At 49.5% G+C, this 20498-nt stretch carries 20 protein-coding genes; 16 read left to right on the top strand and 4 right to left on the bottom strand.

Translation table 11 applies throughout. The features are described 5' to 3' along the window. Positions 1-13 precede the first annotated feature (13 nt). A complete protein-coding gene (locus HZA49_11225) occupies positions 14-655 on the bottom strand; it encodes an ABC transporter permease (GenBank protein ID MBI5780007.1) in 642 nt (213 codons plus the stop codon). Positions 656-826: 171 nt separating this feature from the next. Next, positions 827-1645, bottom strand: a complete 819-nt coding sequence (locus HZA49_11220) for a substrate-binding domain-containing protein (protein MBI5780006.1) — start codon at positions 1643-1645, stop codon at positions 827-829. Positions 1646-1705: 60 nt separating this feature from the next. On the opposite strand from HZA49_11220, the gene HZA49_11215 reads away from it, so the two are divergent. The 10 genes from HZA49_11215 to HZA49_11170 all read left to right on the top strand — a co-directional run bounded on the left by HZA49_11215 (position 1706) and on the right by HZA49_11170 (position 13334). After that, positions 1706-2458 (top strand): ComF family protein, encoded by a 753-nt coding sequence (locus HZA49_11215; GenBank protein MBI5780005.1) that lies wholly within the window; start codon positions 1706-1708, stop codon positions 2456-2458. A 148-nt stretch (positions 2459-2606) separates the two neighbouring features. Beyond that, positions 2607-3860, top strand: a complete 1254-nt coding sequence (locus HZA49_11210; protein MBI5780004.1) for a 6-phosphofructokinase — start codon at positions 2607-2609, stop codon at positions 3858-3860. A gap of 126 nt (positions 3861-3986) precedes the next feature. Further along, complete coding sequence (locus tag HZA49_11205; GenBank protein MBI5780003.1) at positions 3987-5330, top strand: class II fructose-bisphosphate aldolase; 1344 nt, start codon at positions 3987-3989, stop codon at positions 5328-5330. Positions 5331-5435: 105 nt separating this feature from the next. After that, a complete protein-coding gene (locus tag HZA49_11200; protein ID MBI5780002.1) occupies positions 5436-5738 on the top strand; it encodes a hypothetical protein in 303 nt (100 codons plus the stop codon). A gap of 7 nt (positions 5739-5745) precedes the next feature. Then, positions 5746-6714, top strand: coding sequence for an NAD(P)H-binding protein (locus tag HZA49_11195; GenBank protein MBI5780001.1), 969 nt, complete (start codon positions 5746-5748; stop codon positions 6712-6714). A gap of 87 nt (positions 6715-6801) precedes the next feature. Beyond that, entirely contained in the window at positions 6802-7929 is a 1128-nt protein-coding gene (gene carA, locus HZA49_11190) for a glutamine-hydrolyzing carbamoyl-phosphate synthase small subunit (protein MBI5780000.1), read from the top strand. A 12-nt stretch (positions 7930-7941) separates the two neighbouring features. Next, on the top strand, positions 7942-8589 hold the full coding sequence (locus HZA49_11185) for a methyltransferase domain-containing protein (GenBank protein ID MBI5779999.1): 648 nt from the start codon (positions 7942-7944) through the stop codon (positions 8587-8589). A gap of 9 nt (positions 8590-8598) precedes the next feature. Next, positions 8599-11958 (top strand): carbamoyl-phosphate synthase large subunit, encoded by a 3360-nt coding sequence (gene carB / locus HZA49_11180; GenBank protein ID MBI5779998.1) that lies wholly within the window; start codon positions 8599-8601, stop codon positions 11956-11958. Positions 11959-12177: 219 nt separating this feature from the next. Then, positions 12178-12669, top strand: coding sequence for a hypothetical protein (locus HZA49_11175; GenBank protein ID MBI5779997.1), 492 nt, complete (start codon positions 12178-12180; stop codon positions 12667-12669). A 296-nt stretch (positions 12670-12965) separates the two neighbouring features. Then, positions 12966-13334 (top strand): hypothetical protein, encoded by a 369-nt coding sequence (locus HZA49_11170; protein ID MBI5779996.1) that lies wholly within the window; start codon positions 12966-12968, stop codon positions 13332-13334. A gap of 228 nt (positions 13335-13562) precedes the next feature. On the opposite strand, the gene queC is transcribed toward HZA49_11170, so the two are convergent. After that, positions 13563-14213: a 7-cyano-7-deazaguanine synthase QueC gene (queC, locus tag HZA49_11165; GenBank protein ID MBI5779995.1), complete on the bottom strand. Its 651-nt coding sequence runs from the start codon at positions 14211-14213 to the stop codon at positions 13563-13565. Between the two features lie 40 nt (positions 14214-14253). Beyond that, entirely contained in the window at positions 14254-14712 is a 459-nt protein-coding gene (locus HZA49_11160; GenBank protein ID MBI5779994.1) for a tetratricopeptide repeat protein, read from the bottom strand. Between the two features lie 178 nt (positions 14713-14890). On the opposite strand from HZA49_11160, the gene HZA49_11155 reads away from it, so the two are divergent. The 6 genes from HZA49_11155 to HZA49_11130 all read left to right on the top strand — a co-directional run bounded on the left by HZA49_11155 (position 14891) and on the right by HZA49_11130 (position 20496). After that, on the top strand, positions 14891-15346 hold the full coding sequence (locus HZA49_11155) for a hypothetical protein (GenBank protein MBI5779993.1): 456 nt from the start codon (positions 14891-14893) through the stop codon (positions 15344-15346). 11 nt (positions 15347-15357) lie between these two features. Beyond that, the gene (gene miaA / locus HZA49_11150) at positions 15358-16272 is read left to right on the top strand and encodes a tRNA (adenosine(37)-N6)-dimethylallyltransferase MiaA (GenBank protein MBI5779992.1); all 915 of its coding nucleotides are present in this window, start codon (positions 15358-15360) and stop codon (positions 16270-16272) included. 68 nt (positions 16273-16340) lie between these two features. Further along, positions 16341-17615, top strand: coding sequence for a histidine--tRNA ligase (locus tag HZA49_11145; GenBank protein MBI5779991.1), 1275 nt, complete (start codon positions 16341-16343; stop codon positions 17613-17615). Positions 17616-17713: 98 nt separating this feature from the next. Beyond that, on the top strand, positions 17714-18208 hold the full coding sequence (locus HZA49_11140) for a hypothetical protein (protein MBI5779990.1): 495 nt from the start codon (positions 17714-17716) through the stop codon (positions 18206-18208). Positions 18209-18239: 31 nt separating this feature from the next. Further along, positions 18240-19535: a bifunctional N-acetylglucosamine-1-phosphate uridyltransferase/glucosamine-1-phosphate acetyltransferase gene (locus tag HZA49_11135; protein MBI5779989.1), complete on the top strand. Its 1296-nt coding sequence runs from the start codon at positions 18240-18242 to the stop codon at positions 19533-19535. A gap of 16 nt (positions 19536-19551) precedes the next feature. Further along, the gene (locus HZA49_11130) at positions 19552-20496 is read left to right on the top strand and encodes a ribose-phosphate pyrophosphokinase (GenBank protein MBI5779988.1); all 945 of its coding nucleotides are present in this window, start codon (positions 19552-19554) and stop codon (positions 20494-20496) included. The last annotated feature ends 2 nt before the right edge of the window (positions 20497-20498 follow it).

Raw genomic sequence — 20498 nt, 5'->3', positions numbered from 1 at the left:
GTGTTCTTTGTGGTTAATACATTCTTTTTTGTTGGATTAACGTTAGTGTTAGGTTAACAATAAAACTAATCACCAATAACACGCCGCCCAGTATCAGGGCTTCGTTAAATAATCCCATCCGGGTGGACTGGAGTATTCCGGTAGTCAGGACCGTGGTATCGCCCTTGATATTTCCGCCTACCATCATGACCGCGCCGACCTCGGAGATGATACTGCCGAATCCGGCCATCAGGGCCACCAGGATGGTCAGCCGGGCCTCCTGGATGATGATGCGGAAGAGTTGGAACCTGGTGGCGCCCAGGGAGATGGTTTGGCGCACCAGTTCCGGATTTATCTTTTGGATGCCGGCAGTGGTAAATGCCGTGATAATCGGCAGGGCAATGATGGTCTGGGCTATGACCATTGCAGTCCTGGAATATAATAGACCCATGAATCCTAGTGGGCCGCTTCTGCCCAGGATAATCACGACTACCAGCCCGACTAAGACCGGCGGTAGGCCCATCCCGGTATTGACCAGGGCAATCAGCCATTTCTTACCGCGAAAGGCGGATAATCCGATAATCACGCCCAGAGGGATGCCGATAAAGCCCGCAATGATAAGTGATAATCCTGAGACCTCTAACGATGTCCGGATAATGTCAAATAGTTCGTTCATAAGAATTTCTGGCCACAAAGACACTAAGAATAATTTATCCTGTTCCCTCTCCCCTTGTGGGAGAGGGTAGGGTGAGGGGGATTTGTCTTATACTCACCCTCCCCTTGCCCCTCCCATCAAGGGAGGGGTATTTTATTCTTTCGTGTCTTAGTGCCTTTGTGGCGATATATTTTACTTAACCACCGGAAAGAACAGCCCTTTCCCGTATTTATCCTTGCCGTATTCGGAAATCAGTTTTAGTGTTTCCGGCGAGGTAAGAAAGTCGGCAAACGCCTGCGCGCCCTTTAAGTTTACATTGGGGAATTTATCAGGGTTTAATACGATTACCGAATAATTATTCTTCAGGTCAGGCACGCCGTCCTTGACAATCTTGAGCGCTACCGCATCTTTAAAGGCCAGATAAGTCCCGCGGTCAGAGAGCGTATAGGCGTTCTTTTCGCCGGCGATTAACAGGGTCTGGCCCATTCCTACCCCGGCCTGAATATACCATTTGCCTTTGGGATTAATGCCTGTTTCGTTCCACAGGGACATCTCTTTCTTATGCGTGCCGGAATTATCACCCCGCGAGATAAACGGCGATGAGGTTGCGGCGATTCTGGAGAACGCCTCGGCGGCTAAAGCGGTTTTGGAGCATCCGGCCGGGTCATCAGCCGGTCCGACGATAGCAAAGTAGTTATACATAAATGTTACCCGGCTCTTGCCGAATCCGTCGGACATAAACGTCTCTTCGTCCTTGGGCGAGTGGACCAGCAGCACATCGGCATCGCCGCGCCTGCCCAGAGCCATGGCTTCGCCTGAGCCGACGGCAATGGCCTTGATTTTGTAGCCGGTATTCTTCTTGAATATGTCGGTCAGGACATCCAGCAGTCCGGTATCCTGCACGCTGGTGGTGGTGGCTAAGATGATTTCATTATTGTCAGGGTTTGACCCGCAGGAGATTAGTGCCAGTAACAGGATTGGCAGTAATAAGCAGTATGTTGTTGATTTCATACATATTCTTTATATAATAGTCCTGTGCTTTAATCCAATAAAAACTAATCCTGATCTGATATGGGAACCAGTATTAATCTGTGTAATCTGTGTCATCTGTGGTTGCAAAGTGTTCTCGACCTGATTTATCCGCGCTATTGCCTGGTGTGCAACATCTCTCTCAATCAGACGGACCGCCGGGCGCTGTGTTCGGATTGCACTACCCAGATTACCTTTATCAACCAGGATACATCCTGCCCTAAGTGCGGGATTGACCTGGGTCCGTATGTCCAGCCCGATACCTTGTGCCAGGAATGCCATGCCCATCCGCCCAGGTTCGCTCGGGCCATTGCCGTAGCCGGCTATGACGGCGTCATCCGTGAGGCCATCCATAAATTCAAATACGCCAAGGAACGGGTATTGCTGGACGAACTATCCGGTCTGCTCGTTGCCCGATGGCAGGGCGTGACCCAACTATTACCGCAGATAGATATGATTATGCCGGCGCCGCTGTATCGTGGCAAACTCAAGGAGCGGGGGTTTAACCAATCCCAGCTCTTGGCCGAGCGGCTGAGTCAGGCCACAGGTATTCCCTTGGAGATAGACAATCTGGTAAAGACCCGGCCCACACCGGACCAGGCCGGACTGGATTCGGTCAACCGCAAGAAGAATCTGTTGGATGCCTTTGAGGTAACTAACCCTAAAGCCATAGACGGTAAGAATATCCTGTTGATAGACGATGTTTTGACCACCGGCGCCACGGCCTCGGAGATTAGCCGGACACTCAAGAAAGCCGGGGTTAAGAATGTATATGTTTTAGTTCTGGCGCGGTAAGGCATAACTAAAAAACTGAGGGACTGAAAAACTTAAGAACTTATTGTTCTTTAGTTCGCTAAACGCGGTCTCTTCGAGTTCTTTCGTTATTCAGTTTCTTGGTATGTTTCTTGTTGACAATTATAAATAATTGGAGTAAGATAAAATTATGTCTGACACTAAATACTTGGGCATATTAGTGGGCGGTGGTCCGGCGCCGGGCATCAACGGCGTTATCAGCGCGGCCACCATCGAATCCGTCAACCACGGCTGGCAGGTGCTGGGCATTATGGACGGCTTTAAGCATCTGGCCCAGGCCGATACCGCGCAGGTCATGCCGCTGACGATTGACGACGTCTCGCGCATCCATTTTGACGGCGGCTCCATCCTGCGCACCTCGCGGGAAAACCCGACCAAGGACAAGGTCAAGATAAAGAACGTCATTGACTCGCTCATTAAACTGGGCATAGACCGGCTCATCACTATCGGCGGCGATGACACGGCTTACACGGCCAGCGTTATCGCCAAAGAAACCCAGAATAAAATCCGCATTGTCCACGTGCCCAAGACCATAGATAATGATTTACCTCTGCCGGATAATAAATCCACCTTCGGGTTCCACACGGCCCGGCATTTCGGCGTGGAGATTGTCCGCAATATCATGGAGGATTCGGTTACCACCAATCGCTGGTATTTTATTATTACCATGGGACGTAAGGCCGGGCATTTGGCTTTAGGCATTGGTAAGGCATCAGGCGCGACCCTGACCATCGTGGCTGAGGAGTTCGGCAACAAGTCAGTCAAGATAGCCCAGATAGCCGATGTGCTGGAAGGCGCGATTATCAAGCGGCTAAGCATGGGCAAGGAACACGGCGTGGCCATCCTGGCCGAAGGACTGGCTGAGAAATTATCGTCTGATGATTCCATCCTGTTCAGCGTCGGGCGGGACGAGCACGATAATCTCCGGCTGGCTGATGTGGACCTGGGCAAGTTTCTCAAAAACGAGGTCAAGAAACGGCTGGAAGCAAAGGGCATTAAGATTACCATCGTGGATAAGGATATCGGTTATGAACTCCGGTGCGCGCCGCCTATTCCCTTTGATTGCGAATACACCCGCGACTTGGGTTACGGCGCCAGTAAGTTTCTCCAGACCGGCGGCAGCGGCGCCATGATTTCACTTCAGGGCGGCAAGATTACACCCATCTATTTCCCGGATATCATGGACCCGGCCACCGGCAAGACCAGAATCCGTTATGTGGAAGTGGATACTGAATCCTACGAAGTGGCCCGGTCTTATATGATTCGGCTGGAAAAGGGTGACTTTGATGATGCCGGGCAACTGGATAAACTGTGCCAGACCGGCAAGATGACCAAAGAGGAATTCATAAAGAAATTTGGTTGGATGAAGATGAATAAGAAGTAACATAGTAATTTCAAGTAAGTTTATGAGATTGCTTCGTCACTTTGTTCCTCGCAATGACTGTCATTGCGAGCTCCCCGATGACAATCGGGGAGCGTGGCAATCTCTGCACAATATAAAGGAGAAATTATGAAAACATACCAAAACAACCAGGATTTCCGCGATTGTATCTCTCCACTTATAGACAAATATCCTGATAATACCGTAAAGATAAAAGACCTGGATACGCTCAGGTCTGAAGGCATTGATAACCTGATTTACACCTACGTGTTCGGCGATAATGCCAATCTCAAGAAGCAGACGGCTTGGCTGATTAAGGATCTCGCCAAGTGTACCGGCGTGACTTCGGCCAGCATCCAGAAGATATATGATGCGGCCGCCCAGGGCGTCTATGCCAACAAGACCGTTCCGGCCATCAATATCCGGGGCCTAACCTATGAAGTGGCCCGGGCCGTATTCAGGGCGGCTATCAAGAATCAGGTTGGTCCGTTTATATTTGAGATTGCCCGGAGCGAGATAAAATATACCGAACAGCAACCGGAAGAATATGCCACCTGCGTCCTGGCGGCCGCCATTAAAGAGGGCTATCAGGGCCCGGTCTTTATCCAGGGCGACCATTTCCAGGTGAGTTCCAAGAAATACGCAACTGACCCGCAAGGCGAAATAGGCGGACTTAAGAAACTTATCAAGGACGCCATCGAGGCCGGTTTCTATAATATTGATATTGACGCATCCACGCTGGTGGATTTATCCAAGCCGACGGTTGAGGAACAGCAGAAGGAGAACGCCAGAATCACGGCTGAACTGACCGCTTATATCCGGGAACTCCAGCCCAAAGGTGTGACCATTTCCGTAGGCGGTGAAATCGGCGAGGTGGGCAAGCAGAACAGCAATCCTGAAGAACTCCGGGCATTTATGAAGCAGTATAATTCTTTCCTGAAGCCGGGCTTGAAAGGTATTTCCAAGATTAGCGTCCAGACCGGCACCAAGCACGGCGGGGTAGTCCTGCCGGACGGCTCGATTGCAGAGGTGAAGATTGACTTTGACACGCTCAAGACGCTGTCCGACATTGCCCGCAAGGAATTCAAGATGGCCGGCGCGGTCCAGCACGGCGCATCCACCTTGCCGGATAACGCCTTTGACCAGTTCCCCAAGACCGGCACGGCTGAGGTGCACCTGGCCACCGGGTTCCAGAACATTATCTATGAGCATCCGCAGTTTCCCAAGGATATGCTTAAGGCCATTAACGAGCATCTGGTCAAAAACCATTCGGACGAACGCAAGCCCAAGGACACGGATGAGCAGTTCCTGTACAACACCCGGAAAAAGGCATTCGGCCCGTTCAAGAAACAGATGTGGGACCTGCCGCAGGATAAACTCAATCCCATCACCAAAGCGCTGGAAGACAAATTCGTGTTCCTGTTCCAGAAGCTCAATGTGGTCAACACTAAAAACCTTATAAGTCAAGTATAGTCAAATGTGGCTAAGAATTGTCAAGTATGGTTAAATTACTATACTTGACTATATCTGACCATTTATGACAATTCTTGACAATCTTGTGCGAACAAGGAGAACAATATGCCCTATATAGACAAAACCAGCCGTAAAGCCATTGAACCCGAACTCAAGGCCCTTATCAAGAAACTAAAATCCATTCCGATGGAGAAGGTGGATGGCCATATCAATTACTGCATCAGCACGATGATGAAAGAACTTTATTCTCCGTCGCCTGCCCGAACCCCGATGAATATATCGGGGGGCGGGTATTTCAACTACAACCGGATGATGGGTGTGGTGGCCTGCGTTCAGCAGGAACTCTATCGCCGTCTGGTCGCGCCTTACGAGAATAAGAAAATCAAGGAAAACGGGGATGTGTTCTAATTAGATTATGCCCTCCGAGATTCATACAGTAACCGGCGCGTTCGGATATACCGGCAGATACATCGCCCGGCAACTCATTGATGCGGGTTATGAAACCCACACGCTGACGAATAAATTAGCCCCCTCACCCTTCCCTCTCCCCAATGGGGAGAGGATAGGTGAGGGGGAACCGGAGTTGAAATCCCATACAACAAGTCAGATAAAAGTTCATCCGCTGGATTTTGATAACACAGAGGGACTTATTAATTCCCTGCGCGGGACTGCGGTTCTCTATAACACTTACTGGGTCAGATTTAATCATAAGAACTTCTCGTTCGCTCATGCAGTTGATAATTCCGCCAAACTATTTGCTGCGGCTAAGCAGGCCGGGGTAAAAAGGGTGGTTCATATCAGCGTAACTAATCCTTCAATGGATTCGCCATTGGAATATTTCAGCGGCAAGGCAAAGGTGGAACGCGTCCTGATAGAATCAGGTTTATCGTATACAATTCTCAGACCGGCGATTATATTTGGTAAAGAGGATATTCTGATAAATAATATCGCCTGGTTCCTGAGAAACTTCCCGATATTCGGCGTATTCGGTAGTGGCAATTACCGGCTTCAGCCCATCTATGCCGTTGACCTGGCCAGATTGGCTGTTGAACAAGGGCAGAGAAAAGAGAATTGTATCATTGATGCCATTGGCCCTGAGACATTTACTTATCGGGAATTGGTCAGGCAAATCAGGGATGCCATCGGAGTAACCAGGCCGATTATTCCGATTCCGCCGATAATCGGATATCTGTCCGGCTGGCTGATGGGCAAGATGATGGGAGATGTAATTATCACGAGGGATGAGATAAAAGGATTGATGGCTGGTTTACTATGCACACATTCGCCTCCGATATGCACAACTAAACTGACCGACTGGCTCAAGGAAAACGCTGCCACTCTGGGTATACGCTATAGCAACGAATTATCCCGGCGGAAAATCTAATCTGTTCAATCCAGTTGTCAAAAATATTCCATAATTTGTTGACAGGCTGGCTTTTTTAATAGTAAATAAGGTTCTAAAAATCACTAAATGACAGCACCTCTTAAGGCGGTCCTCGTGTTAGAGGACGGTTCAATTATTCACGGCAACGGATTCGGCAGCGAAAAGACCATCAAGGGCGAACTCGTTTTTAATACCGGTATGACCGGCTACCAGGAAGCACTGACCGACCCGTCATACAACGGCCAAATCCTGATGATGACCTATCCGTTAATCGGCAACTACGGCATCAGTCCCGAATGTTCGGAATCAGAGAAGATTCAGGCCGAGGGGTTTGTGGTCCGGGAACTCTGCGAGCAACCCTCTCACAGATTTTCCGGAATGACAGTGGATAGTTTCCTGAAAGGCCACCGAATTCCCGGTATCTCCGGCATAGATACCCGGCAACTGACTATCAAGACCCGCCAGAGCGGAACCCTGCGGGCTATTCTCAAGACCAGCGCCGGAAATATCTCGGCTTCCGAACTGGATATCCTGCGTTACGAGGCCAAGATGATGCCGTCGCCTGATAAATATAATCTGGTGTCTGAGGTGTCCTGTTCGGCATCGGTGACCCTGCATCCTGAGAATCACTCTGGCAAAGAGGGTCCGAAGATTCTGCTGATTGATTGCGGAACCAAGATGAATATCATTCGCGAGCTGACCCAGCGGGGCTGCACGGTTATCCGGGCGCCATATAATACCTTGCCTGACGAGATAAATAATATCGCGCCAAACGGGATTCTGGTTTCCAACGGGCCGGGCGACCCGGCACATCCTGAGATTATAGCTACCGTGGTCCAGACCATCCGGGCTGTATATGAAAAATACCCGATAATGGGCATCTGCCTGGGGCACCAGATTCTGTCCCTGGCCTTCGGGGCCAAGACCTATAAACTCAAGTTCGGGCATCGGGGCGCTAATCAGCCGGTGAAATTCGCATCCGACCACCGGGTTTATATCACCTCTCAGAACCACGGGTTTGCCGTGGACCAGAATTCTATTCCGGCGGATATAGAAATCACCGCGTTGAATGTCAATGACGGAACGGTTGAGGCGATGAGGCATAAGAAACTGCCGATATTCTCGGTTCAGTATCATCCCGAGGCCTCGCCCGGCCCATGGGACAGTAAATACTTGTTCGATAAATTCATCGAACAAGTAAACAGTAGTCGGTAGTTCGTATAAGTTATGAGTGATGATTTAATTGAATATTACGCCCGGCGGGCACTGGAATATGAGAAAATATACCAGAAGCCGGAACGGCAACAGGATATCCCTGTGATAATTGATTATCTGCGAAACGAACTGTCAGAATTGAATGTGCTGGAAATTGCCTGCGGTACCGGATACTGGACGCAATATATTGCCCAATCCGCCAGGTCTATTTTAGCTACTGATATTAACAAAGAGGTTTTGGAATTAGCCGAACGGAAGGACTATCCCAAAAATAATGTCAGGGTTGAAATCGCGGATATATACAAGTTGGATAATGTCAAGGATGAGTTTGATGCCGGGTGCGGATGTTTTATCTGGTCTCATGTTCCAATACAGCGATTAGCGGAGTTCTTGCGAGTGTCCAATCAGAAAATCAGGCCAAATGGTAAGGTGGTTTTTGTTGATAATCTTTATGCGCCCGGCAGCAGCACGCCGATTGCCAAACAGGATAATGAAGGCAATACTTATCAGGTCGGGAAGCTGGCTGACGGGACTGAACATATGGTTTTAAAGAATTTCCCTGATGAAGAGTTTATACACAACCGATTAGCCGGGATTGCTACAGGCGTTAAATTCCGGAAGTTGCAATATTATTGGTTGTTGAGTTATCAATTAATTTAATTTTAGTCTATGCCAAAAAGAACTGACCTTAAGAAGTTAATGATAATCGGCTCCGGCCCGATTGTTATCGGCCAGGCGGCGGAGTTTGATTTCTCCGGCACCCAGGCCTGCCGCTCGCTCCGTGAAGAGGGCTATCAGGTGGTGCTGGTAAATTCCAACCCGGCCACCATCCAGACCGATATCGAGACGGCCGATGTAACCTATGTCGAGCCATTGACGGCCGAGATGCTTACCCGGATTATCGAGAAGGAACGGCCCCAGGGTATCCTGTCCGGCATGGGCGGGCAGACGGCCCTTAATCTCTGCAGTGAATTGGCTGAGTTAGGCGTCCTCAAGAAATATAATGTGGAATTATTAGGCAGTTCTTCCAAAACCATAGCGGCCTCCGAAGACCGTGACCTGTTCCGCCAGTTGATGCACGATATCAAGGAACCCACCCCGCGCAGCGTGGCCTGCCATACGCTGGAAGAGGTCTTGTCCGTGATTGACCAGGTGGGCGGCTATCCGGTGATTATCCGGGCGGCCTATACCCTGGGCGGCACGGGTAGCGGCATTGCCGAGAATAAGGAACAGCTGGAGGAAATCGTTACCCTGGGCCTGAGTTATTCGCGTATCAAGCAGGTGCTGGTTGAGGAATGCGTGCTGGGCTGGGCGGAATATGAATACGAGGTCATGCGCGACAAGAACGATAACTGCATCATCATCTGCAATATGGAAAACCTGGACCCGATGGGCGTCCATACCGGAGAGAGTATTGTCATAGCGCCGTCCCAGACCCTGTCGGATCGCGACCACCAGATGTTCCGCAATGCTTCCTTGAAGATTATCCGGGCGCTGGGCATCGAAGGCGGATGCAATGTCCAGTTTGCGCTTAATTCGGCCAACGGACAATACCGGGTGATAGAGGTTAATCCGCGCGTCTCGCGTTCCTCGGCCCTGGCATCCAAGGCCACCGGCTATCCGATTGCCCGGGTGGCGGCCAAGATTGCCGTCGGGCTGGCGCTGGATGAGATTCCCAATTCAGTTACCGGCAAGACCTTTGCCTCGTTTGAGCCGGCTTTGGATTATGTAGTGATGAAAATCCCGCGCTGGCCGTTTGACAAGTTCCGGACTGTGGACCGGCGCATCGGCACCCAGATGAAATCCACCGGCGAGGTCATGGCCATCGGCCGGACGGTCGAGGAATCCATTATGAAGGCGGTGCGGTCGCTGGAGACGGACCGGATTGCCATTGAGCCCGAGGCCTGGTCCAAGTCCACGCTGTTGAGCGAACTGGTTGAGCCGACTGACAAGCGTCTCTTTGCCATTGTCGAGGCACTGCGCCGTGGTTACCAGCCGACCACGCTGGCCGACATTACCAAATGGGACATCTTCTTTATTAATAAGCTTCATAATATAGTAAAGGCCGAACAGGAATTGAAACTGCGTGGTTTCGGCAAGCTGGATAAGGAATTTTTCTATCACCTGAAACAGATGGGATTCTCAGACGAATATATCGGTTATGTGCTGGGAATGGACGAGCCGAAGATTACGGCGCATCGCCAGGCGTTGGGCATAAACGTTTCATATAAGATGGTGGACACCTGCGCGGCTGAGTTTGAGGCCAAGACACCGTATTTCTACTCGACATACGAAAGCCAGTTAACCAGTCAGCCAGTCAGCCAGTCAGCCAGTCAAACCGATAGACCGGCAGACCGGCAGACCGGCCAACCGACCAAGGTTCTCATCCTGGGCGGCGGGCCCATCCGCATCGGCCAGGGCATTGAATTTGATTACTGCTGTGTGCACGGCGTCATGGCCCTGCGCGAACAGGGCATCAAGGCCATCATCATAAATAATAATCCCGAGACCGTGTCCACGGACTACGACATCTCAGACCGGCTCTATTTCGAGCCGCTGACCTTTGAGGATGTCATGAATGTCATTGAACTGGAAAATCCGGATGGCGTGGTGGTCCAGTTCGGCGGCCAGACCTCGGTTAATCTGGCTATGCCGCTGCAGGCCGAGTTGAGCCGGAGAAAAGACCTTAAGACCAAGATATTCGGCACGCCGGCTGATTCCATAGACATGGCCGAAGACCGGCGCAGGTTTGAGGCGCTCATGCGCAAGATGGGCGTTATCCAGCCCGAAGGGCATACCGGTTATTCATTTGACGAGGTGCGCGAACTGGCCGGCAAGATTGGCTACCCGGTCCTGGTCCGGCCCAGTTATGTCCTGGGCGGGCGGGGCATGGAAATCGTCCATAACGAAAAGGACCTGGAATTCTATATCACCTCGGCGGCCCGGATATCCAAAAAGCATCCGGTGCTGGTGGATAAATATATCTCCAATGCCGTGGAGATAGACGTGGACGCGCTGTCGGACGGCACGGATGTTTTTATCGGCGCGATTATGGAGCATATTGAAGAAGCCGGGGTGCATTCCGGCGATGCCGGCTGTGTCATACCGACCCAGACGCTTAAGCCGGAGATTATTGCCGAAATCAAGCGCATCACCAGAGAGGTGACGCTGGCATTGAAGACCATCGGGCTGATTAACATCCAGTTGGCGGTCAAGGACAACAAGGTTTATATGATTGAGGCCAACCCGCGGGCCAGCCGGACCGTGCCTTATGTCTCCAAGACCATCGGCGTGCCCATGGCTAAGATTGCCACGAAACTGATGCTCGGAGCCACGCTCAAGCAACTCGGACTGATTGAAATGGTGCAGGTGGATTATGTCTCGGTCAAGGCGCCGGTATTCCCGTTTATGAAACTGCCCGGTGTGGATGCCATTCTGGGGCCGGAGATGAAATCGACCGGCGAGGTCATGGGCATAGACAAATCATTCGGCCTGGCCTATTACAAGGCGTTGCTGGCGGCCGGGAATTCTCTGCCGACCGAAGGCCAGGTCTATATCACGGTCTGCGATTCGGACAAGGAAAAGATAGCCCCGATTGCCCGCAAACTAACGGAAAACGGACTGACGATTATTGCCACCAAAGGCACGGCGCAGTATTTAGTTAATAATAAAGTTCCGGTGACCACGGTCTGGCGCATCAGTGAACGGCAGACGCCCAATGCGCTCTCGCTGATGCGGGAAGGTAAGGTCAAACTTATTATTAATACGCCGACCGAGGGTAGCGGCCCAAAACGGGACGGCTATCGGATGCGGCGTCTGGCTGTGGAACTGGGCATACCGTTTATCACCACTATCACCGCGGCCCGGGCCGCGGCCAATGCCATTGAACTAGTCCGCAAAGGCCAGATGCAGGTCTTCTCGCTTAATGAATATCTTGGTAATTCAAAACACCGGAATTTGAAACCACAGATGCACACAGATACACACGAACCCGAAGGGACCGCACATAGCGAATCTACCTACCGGTAGGTGTGGATTTCAATTGACATCAAAAGCAGCGTTATATATACTTGGAGCATAAAAAGTCAATTGGAGGCGAGGTGTGTGTCACAGGGAAAATTAGATGGAGGTAATATGTGTAGATATTTGTTAATTCCAATAAGGCTAATATTTTTTTACTGTTGTATTAGTTGTTGCACACTTGACAATAATGAGATTAACACGAGTGCTTACAGTAAAATCACTTGCGTGCCCATTATAGTTGCTGACTCTGAAAACACGCGGCAATTAATCAAGGATAATGAAATAACAATTATCACAAAAGATAATAATTTGGAGGTTTCAAGAAATACGATTTTACTTAGATGGCAAGATGGCATCTTTAAGGTAATGTTCGAAATCTTGCATTATAAAGGAGATGTTAAATGGGAGGATGTTGCAGTGGTTTTGTATGATGCGGGACATAAAAAATTAGAACAGATTTCTCCTATTTCATGGGAGGGATATGGAACAAGTACTTTTCCCCGTAGTTATAAAGGGAATGTATCTTTTAAATTCAATAATACAGTAATTAAAACGCCAATAACAGTTGAGGTTAAAGCAAAAATAATAGAATACCCTTGGTTGTCCGACAAATCTAATGCAATAAAAAAAGAGATGGATATTTCATTCCTTGGCAAGTTTGCACTTGTGTCTTCTATGAATAATAATGTCCCCAACAAATCCATATATGGTAAATAACGCCTAAGTTCCAAGCGGGCAAGCGGGAATTCAAGGGCCGGTGACACCCACCTGCCTCTGTAACTCCTTAAATATCTGACTTCCAGGCCTGCGTTTTCCCAAGACAGCCTTTTACCCTTCCTTATTCACCTTTCTATGAGCTTCGCGGCATCGCCACGGGTTATAAGGACATCCCCTTGGGTCAGAGACGACTGTACCTGAGTCAGGGACGACTGTACCTGGTTCAAGGATGATTATACCTGAGTCAGGGATGATTGGCTATAAGTCATAGACAGTTGACTATAAGCCAGAGCCGATTGACTACAGGCCATAAACAAGTGATTTATCCCCAGGGGCTGAAGGTTTCCGTCTTAGGGTGGAAAGATTCCGTCTTAGGGCGGAAAGATTCCGATGCATCGGGGAAGAAATCCGTAGTTACAGGGAAGAAATCCGTAGTTACGGAGAAGAAATCCGTAGTTACAGGGAAGAAATCTGTAGTTACAGGGAAGAAATCCGTAGTTACGGGGAAGAAATCTGTAGTTACGGGGAAGAAATCCGTAGCTACCGGGACGAAATCTGTAGTTACAGGGAAGAAATCCGTAGTTACCGGAAAGAAATCCGGGACTCCCGGAAAGAAATCCGGGACTCCGGGGAAGAAATACAGACATAAGGGTAAGATAACCTAACTCTATGAAGTTTAATAAGTTGCGGTAAGAATTACCCCTTAGAAATGCCCACAACCCCCTGACCCCCTTTGTTGAGACTGTGTCGCAACCCATTTTTTTTGTCATTGCGAGCGACCCCCGTCATACGACGGGGTAAACTCCGGGAGCGTGGCAATCTCTATTTTATGAGGGAAACATGAGATTGCTTCGTCGCTCCGCTCCTCGCAATGACATTATGACACAGTCTCATTAAGGGGGAGTGGCGTTGCCGCCTCGGTGTAAACAGGATTCGCAGACCCCGCAGGGAGTCTTGCCGTGCCTACCGGCAGGCAGGCCGCCCGTATAACAACTCCAGAGTTTGTTCAGCGGTAGCCCTAACTTCAGGGCTTGGCTGGTCATTTGCTTCTTGTCCATCTTAGCGGTAAAACTGACTACCTTGACATTGCCTTTGAGCGTGGAGTATTTGAGTGTCTTATTGACGGCATTGATAAAGGGGATGGAGTTGTCCGGGAAATTGATTGCTTCTTCTTTATTAAATCCAGTGATGATGTATTTATAGCCCAGCGCCTCGGCAAATGCGGCCGCGATATTTATGAACAGGGCATTGCGATTGGGAATCCAGACCAGATGAGACGCCATACGCTTGGGAACCGGCTGTTTCTTATCAGTCAGCGGATTACGGGAAAGTTTGCCCAGCCATTTCAGGTTGAATACCTGGTGCTTTATGTGATACTTTCGGCACAGGAACCGGGCCGAGCGGATTTCCTGTTGGGCTGATTTCTGGCCGTAATCAAAGGTCAGGGCTAATTTTACTTGGAGTCCTTTCCTGATAGCCAGGGCCAGGGAAACCGTGGAGTCAAGTCCGCCGGATAATAGCACAATAGAGTTAGCGTTTTTCATTTCTTTTTGCTGTCTACTGACTACTGTATACTGTCTACTTTTAGACAATGTACTTCTTCTTGAGCGCTGACATCACTTGCTGGTAGCGGGGGTCTTTTCTGAGGTTGTCCAGGTCTTTGTCGCCGTCCATATGCTTCCAATCATTATAACCCAGGAGCACGGACATCTCCAGTTCGCTCAAGGCGCCCTCAAGATTATTGAGCTGGGAGTATGAACAGGCCAGGTTGTAATGGACAATGGATTCTTCAGGCAGGAGCCGGACCAGGCGCTTGTCTATCTCCACGGCCTTGTCATGCAGTCCTTCGCGGGAATAGATATAACCCAGGGAACGGAGGGCTTCGACATTATTGGGGTTTGAGCGCAGGGCGGCTTCATATAATCCGATCTCAAACCGCTTGAATACTTCTTCGGTCTGCGGCGGTTTCTTCATTGTTGCTTTACTTTCTAATAATCCGCTCAACGCCGGGCTAAGCCGGGGTATCTTCTGGCTCTTTATCATAGTATAATAGTATCGGATTATGGAGTCAAGTTTTTTAGCGGTATTTAATTGACCCCGCACATAAATGATGGTAACAATCTTGATGGAAAGTGGTTAAGCCGTTGGTGATAGATGATGAGATACTTAAAATGTTTATTATGTGCGGGGTTGACCCCTTTAAAGGAAAGGAATGTTTAGTATGACAGAACCGACAAGTTGGCAGATAGTTGATAGCGTAGTGGCGTTTCTTTTTGCCTGCGCGACCACGGCCGGACTGGTCTGGCTGGTCTGGCGCATGACCGAACGTTTGCTGAGAGGTTTCCTGGGCCGGAATATCGCTTTCTTCGGCGCGCTGTTTGCCGCGGTGTTAATCGGCGTCAAGGGCGTCAAGATTGCGGCTGATTTCCTGTCCAGTTACAAGAAGATACCTATTTTGCAGGGAGTGGTCAGTGGGATTGCCGATACCATCAATGCCTGTATTACCCCCAAGGTCTTCAGTCCGTTTGAATTCATCATCATTATCGGTTTCTTCCTTTATTTATGTTACTGGCTGCATACCCGTTTTGTCCCCAAGCAGACCATGGATGACATCAAGGACAAGTTCGATCATACCATAGACCCGGATTTGCCTTCTAAACCGCCGCATGATTACTAAAGGTGGAAGGTATGCTCAGGATAATCATTGGCCAGACCGCCAGCGGTAAGAGCGCCCTTGCCTCCCGAATCGCCAATCAGGGTGATTACGAAATAATCTCGGCTGACTCGATGAAGATATACCGGGGTATGGATATCGGCACGTCCAAACCGTTTTCGGAACAGCAGAAGAAGTTACGATATCACCTGATAGATATAGTTGAACCGCATGAAGAATATAATGTGGCTAAGTTTGTCCGTGACTGCGATAAGGCAATTGCGGATATTAACAAACGGGACAGGAAACCTTTGTTGGTCTGCGGCACGCCGATGTATCTCAAGGCGTGGCTCTACGGGATATTTTCCGGTTCAGGCACTGATTCAGTAATAAGAGCCGAATTAGAAAAGGCCGCCTCGGAAAAGGGGCTGGCATTTCTCTACGAGCAATTAATAAAGGTTGACCCGGCTAAGGCGGATAAGATTCATGCCAATGACCGCAAGCGGATTATCCGGGCGTTGGAGGTTTATCGCCTGACCGGCAAAACCATCTCGTCATTACAAACCCATTTTAGCAAGACCGAGTTGCGCTATTCGGTGAAGATGGTTGGCCTGAAATGGAAGCCGGAGGAATTATACCTGCGGATTGATGAGCGGGTGGAGCGGATGTTTAATGCTGGGTTGGTGGAAGAGGTTAAAGGTTTAATTAATTCTGGCAAAGGATTGGGTAAGCAGGCCGGGGAGGCCATCGGTTACAAGGAGGTTATCAGGCATCTGAATGGAGAGATCACATTAGAGGTGGCCAAAGAGGAAGTTAAGAAGGGCACCCGCTACTTAGCCCGGAAGCAGATGACCTGGTTCCGGCGCTTCCCGGATATAAAATGGATAGAATGCAAACCCGGAGATGACACGGAACGGAGTTACAAGATTATTACAGAAGCCCTGGGATAAAGCATGTCCGGTTTATTATTCATATTGAATTTCTTGATATTGATGAATGGCTTTAATATCATTGGGATATGAAATTAAGAAAGCCGCAAGGGACAGAGGATATTCTGCCGGAGCAGATGGGGCTCTGGAAGTTTGTTGAAGATACGGTCAAGGATGTTTTCGGCAGATACGGCTATTCTGAGATCCGCACGCCCATAATGGAGTTTTATTCTGTCTTTAACCGCTCGGCTGGCGAGACATCCGATGTGGTGGAAAAGCAGATGTATTTATTACAATCACGGAAAGAGGAGCCCGATGATAAGGATGCGATGGTGCTCAGACCGGAATTGACTGCGCCGGTGGTTCGGGCTTACCTGGAAAACAATCTGGATAAGATTAAGAAATTCCAAAAGTTTTATTATCTGGGGTCCTTGTTCAGATATGAGCGTCCACAGAAAGGCCGCTTACGTGAGTTTCATTCAGTCGGCGTTGAGGCGCTGGGTTCCGACCATCCCTTGCTGGACGTTGAGGTGATTGACCTGGCGCTGAGATTCTTTGAGGCGCTGGGCATCAAGGATTACCGGTTGAGCATAAATTCTATCGGCTGCCCTGAATGCCGCGAGACATATAGCGAGGCGCTCAGGGATAGTTTGTCCAAATCAACGGCTGATTTGTGCGGGGACTGCCAGCGCAGATTTAGCAAAAATATCCTGAGAATTCTTGACTGCAAGAACAGGAAATGTTATGAAATTGGGTCTCAAATTGAGCCTTTAGAGAAATACCTCTGTCCGGGTTGCAAGGGGCATTTTGAGGCGGTCCGAAAAGGGCTGGATGATAGCAAGATAAGCTATAGCTTGAACAATCATCTGGTCCGGGGGTTTGATTATTATACCCGGACGGTTTTCGAGATAACCCACTCCGGGTTGGGCGCCCAGGATACGCTCTGTGGCGGCGGCCGGTACGACAACCTGATTGCCGAAATGGGCGGTCCGGCCACTCCGGCCGTTGGGTTTGGCATCGGCTTGGAGCGGGTAATTGAAGTCCTGAAGAATGTTGTTAAAAAGGAGATTGGCCAATCGGCGCTGGCAGTGTATGTCGTGACCACGGACCCGACTTTGGGTGCGCAGGCGTTTCAGGTGGTTAGACAGCTGCGGAATGAATCAATCAGCGCTGATATGGATTACGAGGCCAAGAGCGTCAAGGCCCAGTTCAGGAACGCGGATAAACTTAAGGCGCGGTTTGTGGCGGTGCTCGGACCGGACGAACTGTCCAGAGATGTAGTTAAACTTAAAGAGATGGCGACCGGAATAGAGAAAGAAGTGAAATTAACCGCTCTTGTTGAAGAAATAAGAGAAAAGAAATAGATAATAATGTAGTCCCGATATTCATCGGGACATAAGTGGCTATAACGCCATCCGCCCATGCGGGCAGATGACTAACAGCCACTAATGGAGGGGGAGATATGAGGAAGTTGTTAGTAATGGGCAGCGCACTTTTATTGGGTGGCAGCATGTTTATCGGCTGCGCCTCCAAAGGTTTCGTTCTTGAGGAAGTCAAGAAGAGCAAAGAAGAGACCACCGCGGAATTGTCCAAGCAGGTGAAGGATTCTATCGGCAAGTTTGAGATGGAATCATCCAAACGCATTGCCAATATAGAATCAAGTTATGCTCTGAAGAGTTACGTGGATATCCAGATGTATGACCGGGAACAGAAGATGATGAAAGAGATAGAGAAGCGGCTGGAAGATATCAAGGTCGCCCTTAAAGACCTGGCCGCCATCAAGGAAGAGACGATGGTGAAGCTCAGCCAGAATCTTCAGGCATCGGTTGGAATCCTCCTGAAGCAGTTAAAAGCCCAGAAGGATGGCGTGGATGTAGCCATAGAGGAACTGGAGAAGTTTATTGGTGCTGAGAATACCGCGCCGGAACATACGCCTCCGGTTGATGATCACAAATAACATTTTGCGGATATAACCCGGGATGGTATAAATGAAGAAAGGTAAGATTAGGGTTGCTGCTGTGGTCTTGGCCGCTGGCAAGGGGACGCGGATGGGTTCGGACCGCCCCAAAGTGCTTCAGGAAATATGCGGCCAGCCGTTGCTTTATTACATGCTTAAAACGCTCAATGAATTAAGCGGTGTAGAAAAGACATATGTCGTTGTAGGCCATGAACGGGATAAGGTAAAGGATGCCTTTAAGGGTGAGAATATCCAGTGGGTTGACCAGGATCAATTGAATGGCTCAGGCGATGCTTTAGGCAGGACACGGTCCTTTTTAGAATCGTTTGATGGATTGATTCTGGTGCTCTGCGGCGATACACCATTATTGAGTGCCGGATTGTTGAGGGAGCTCATTCAGGCACATCAGGATTCGCCTAAGACAGCGGCTACAATTCTTACTTGCGAGTTAGATAACCCGGCGGCTTATGGGCGGATGGTGCGAGATAAAAAAGGGAATGTTAAAGGCATTATAGAGGCAAAAGAAGCCGGCGAGAAAGAAAAGAGGATAAAGGAGATAAATTCCGGAACCTATATCTTTAGCCCGGATGTTTTTCGGGCTTTGGATAAGGTGATGCCCAATACAGCCAACGGCGAGTATTACCTGACCAAGGTAATAGATATCTTGGCCAAGGAAGGTAAGAAGATAGATGGGTTTCGGGCGAGTAACCCGGCTGAATGTTTGGGCGTAAATACAATTGAGGAATTAAATACGGCCGGTGCCATAATGCGCCGGCGGATAATAAACGATTTTATCAGAGGAGGCGTAACGGTTGTTGCTCCGGAAAATACCTATATTGAGGAAGGAGTAACGATTGGTAGGGATACAATAGTGTATCCTTTTACTGTGATACATTCTAATGTGGTGATTGGCTCAGGATGCGAGGTCGGACCGTTCAGCCATTTAAGGGGCGGGACGGTTCTGGAGGATCGGGCTGAGGTGGGTAATTTTACCGAAGCCAAGAAAACCCGGCTGGGCCGGCATTCTAAAGCCAAACACCTGAGTTATTTGGGCGATGCCGTTATCGGTGATAATGTCAATATCGGAGCCGGTACCATTACGGCCAATTATGATGGTATTAGCAAAGAGCAGACAATTATCGAGGACGGCGCCTCGACCGGCAGCGGGACTATTCTGGTGGCCCCGGTAAAGATGGGCAAGAACTCTAAAACCGGCGCCGGGGCGGTCGTGACCAGAGGCAAGAACGTAGGAAATAATGAGACCGTGGTGGGCATACCGGCTCAAGTATTGTCCTCCAAAGACGGATCCGCCTCTGGCGGAAAATAAGGAGAAACCTAAAATGATGGGCTTAAGAAATCGATTACAGGTTTTCAGCGGCAGGGCCAGCGCTGCCTTAAGCCGCAAGGTTTGCGCTAAATTAGGTGTCAAGGTAGGCGATATCCATATCGGCACCTTCCCGGACGGCGAAATAGAGGTTAAGGTTAATGACGACGTGCGCGGGGCTGATGTGTTCGTGATTCAGTCGACCTGCACGCCGAGTAATGATAATCTGATGGAGCTCCTGATTATCATAGATTGCCTGAAACGCGCCTCGGCTGAACGGGTGACTGCGGTATTGCCTTATTTTGGTTATGCCCGGCAGGACCGCAAGGCCGAAGGCCGTGTGCCCATTACCGCCAAGTTGGTGGCCAATATGATTACCAAGGCCGGGGTTGACCGGGTGCTGACTATAGATTTACACGCCGCGCAGATACAGGCGTTTTTTGATATCCAGCTGGACCATCTTTATGCCGCGCCGGTAATGATAGATTATCTTCAACGGCTGAATATACCAAACCTGACGGTGGTTTCGCCTGATGTGGGCGGCATCAAGATGGCGCGGTCGTATGCCAAGAAGTTAAATGCCGAACTGGCTATTGTTGATAAGAGGCGTATCGGTTCCAAACAAACTGAGGTAATGCATATTATCGGCGATGTGGCGGGCAAGAATGTTCTGCTGGTTGATGATATGATATCGACAGCCACGACCATCAGCGAGGCAGCTGAGGTTTTAAGAACCAAAGGCGCTAAGAACGCTTATGTTTGCGCCTCTCATGCGGTTCTGAGCGGCAATGCCTTGGATAAATTAGCCAAGGCGAAATTTAAAGAGGTGATTATTACTGATACGATACCTTTAAGCCCGTCTAAAGTAAGACCGTTTATAAAGGTGTTATCCGTGTCTGACTTGCTGGGTGAAACCATCAGGCGAATCCATAACAGCGAATCGGTGAGCTCGCTATTTATATGATA

This window comes from Planctomycetota bacterium (assembly GCA_016235865.1).
GTDB lineage: Bacteria > Planctomycetota > MHYJ01 > JACQXL01 > JACQXL01 > JACRIK01.
Note: the sequence above shows the minus strand (reverse complement) of the source record. Positions and strands in the feature narration are given on the sequence as shown.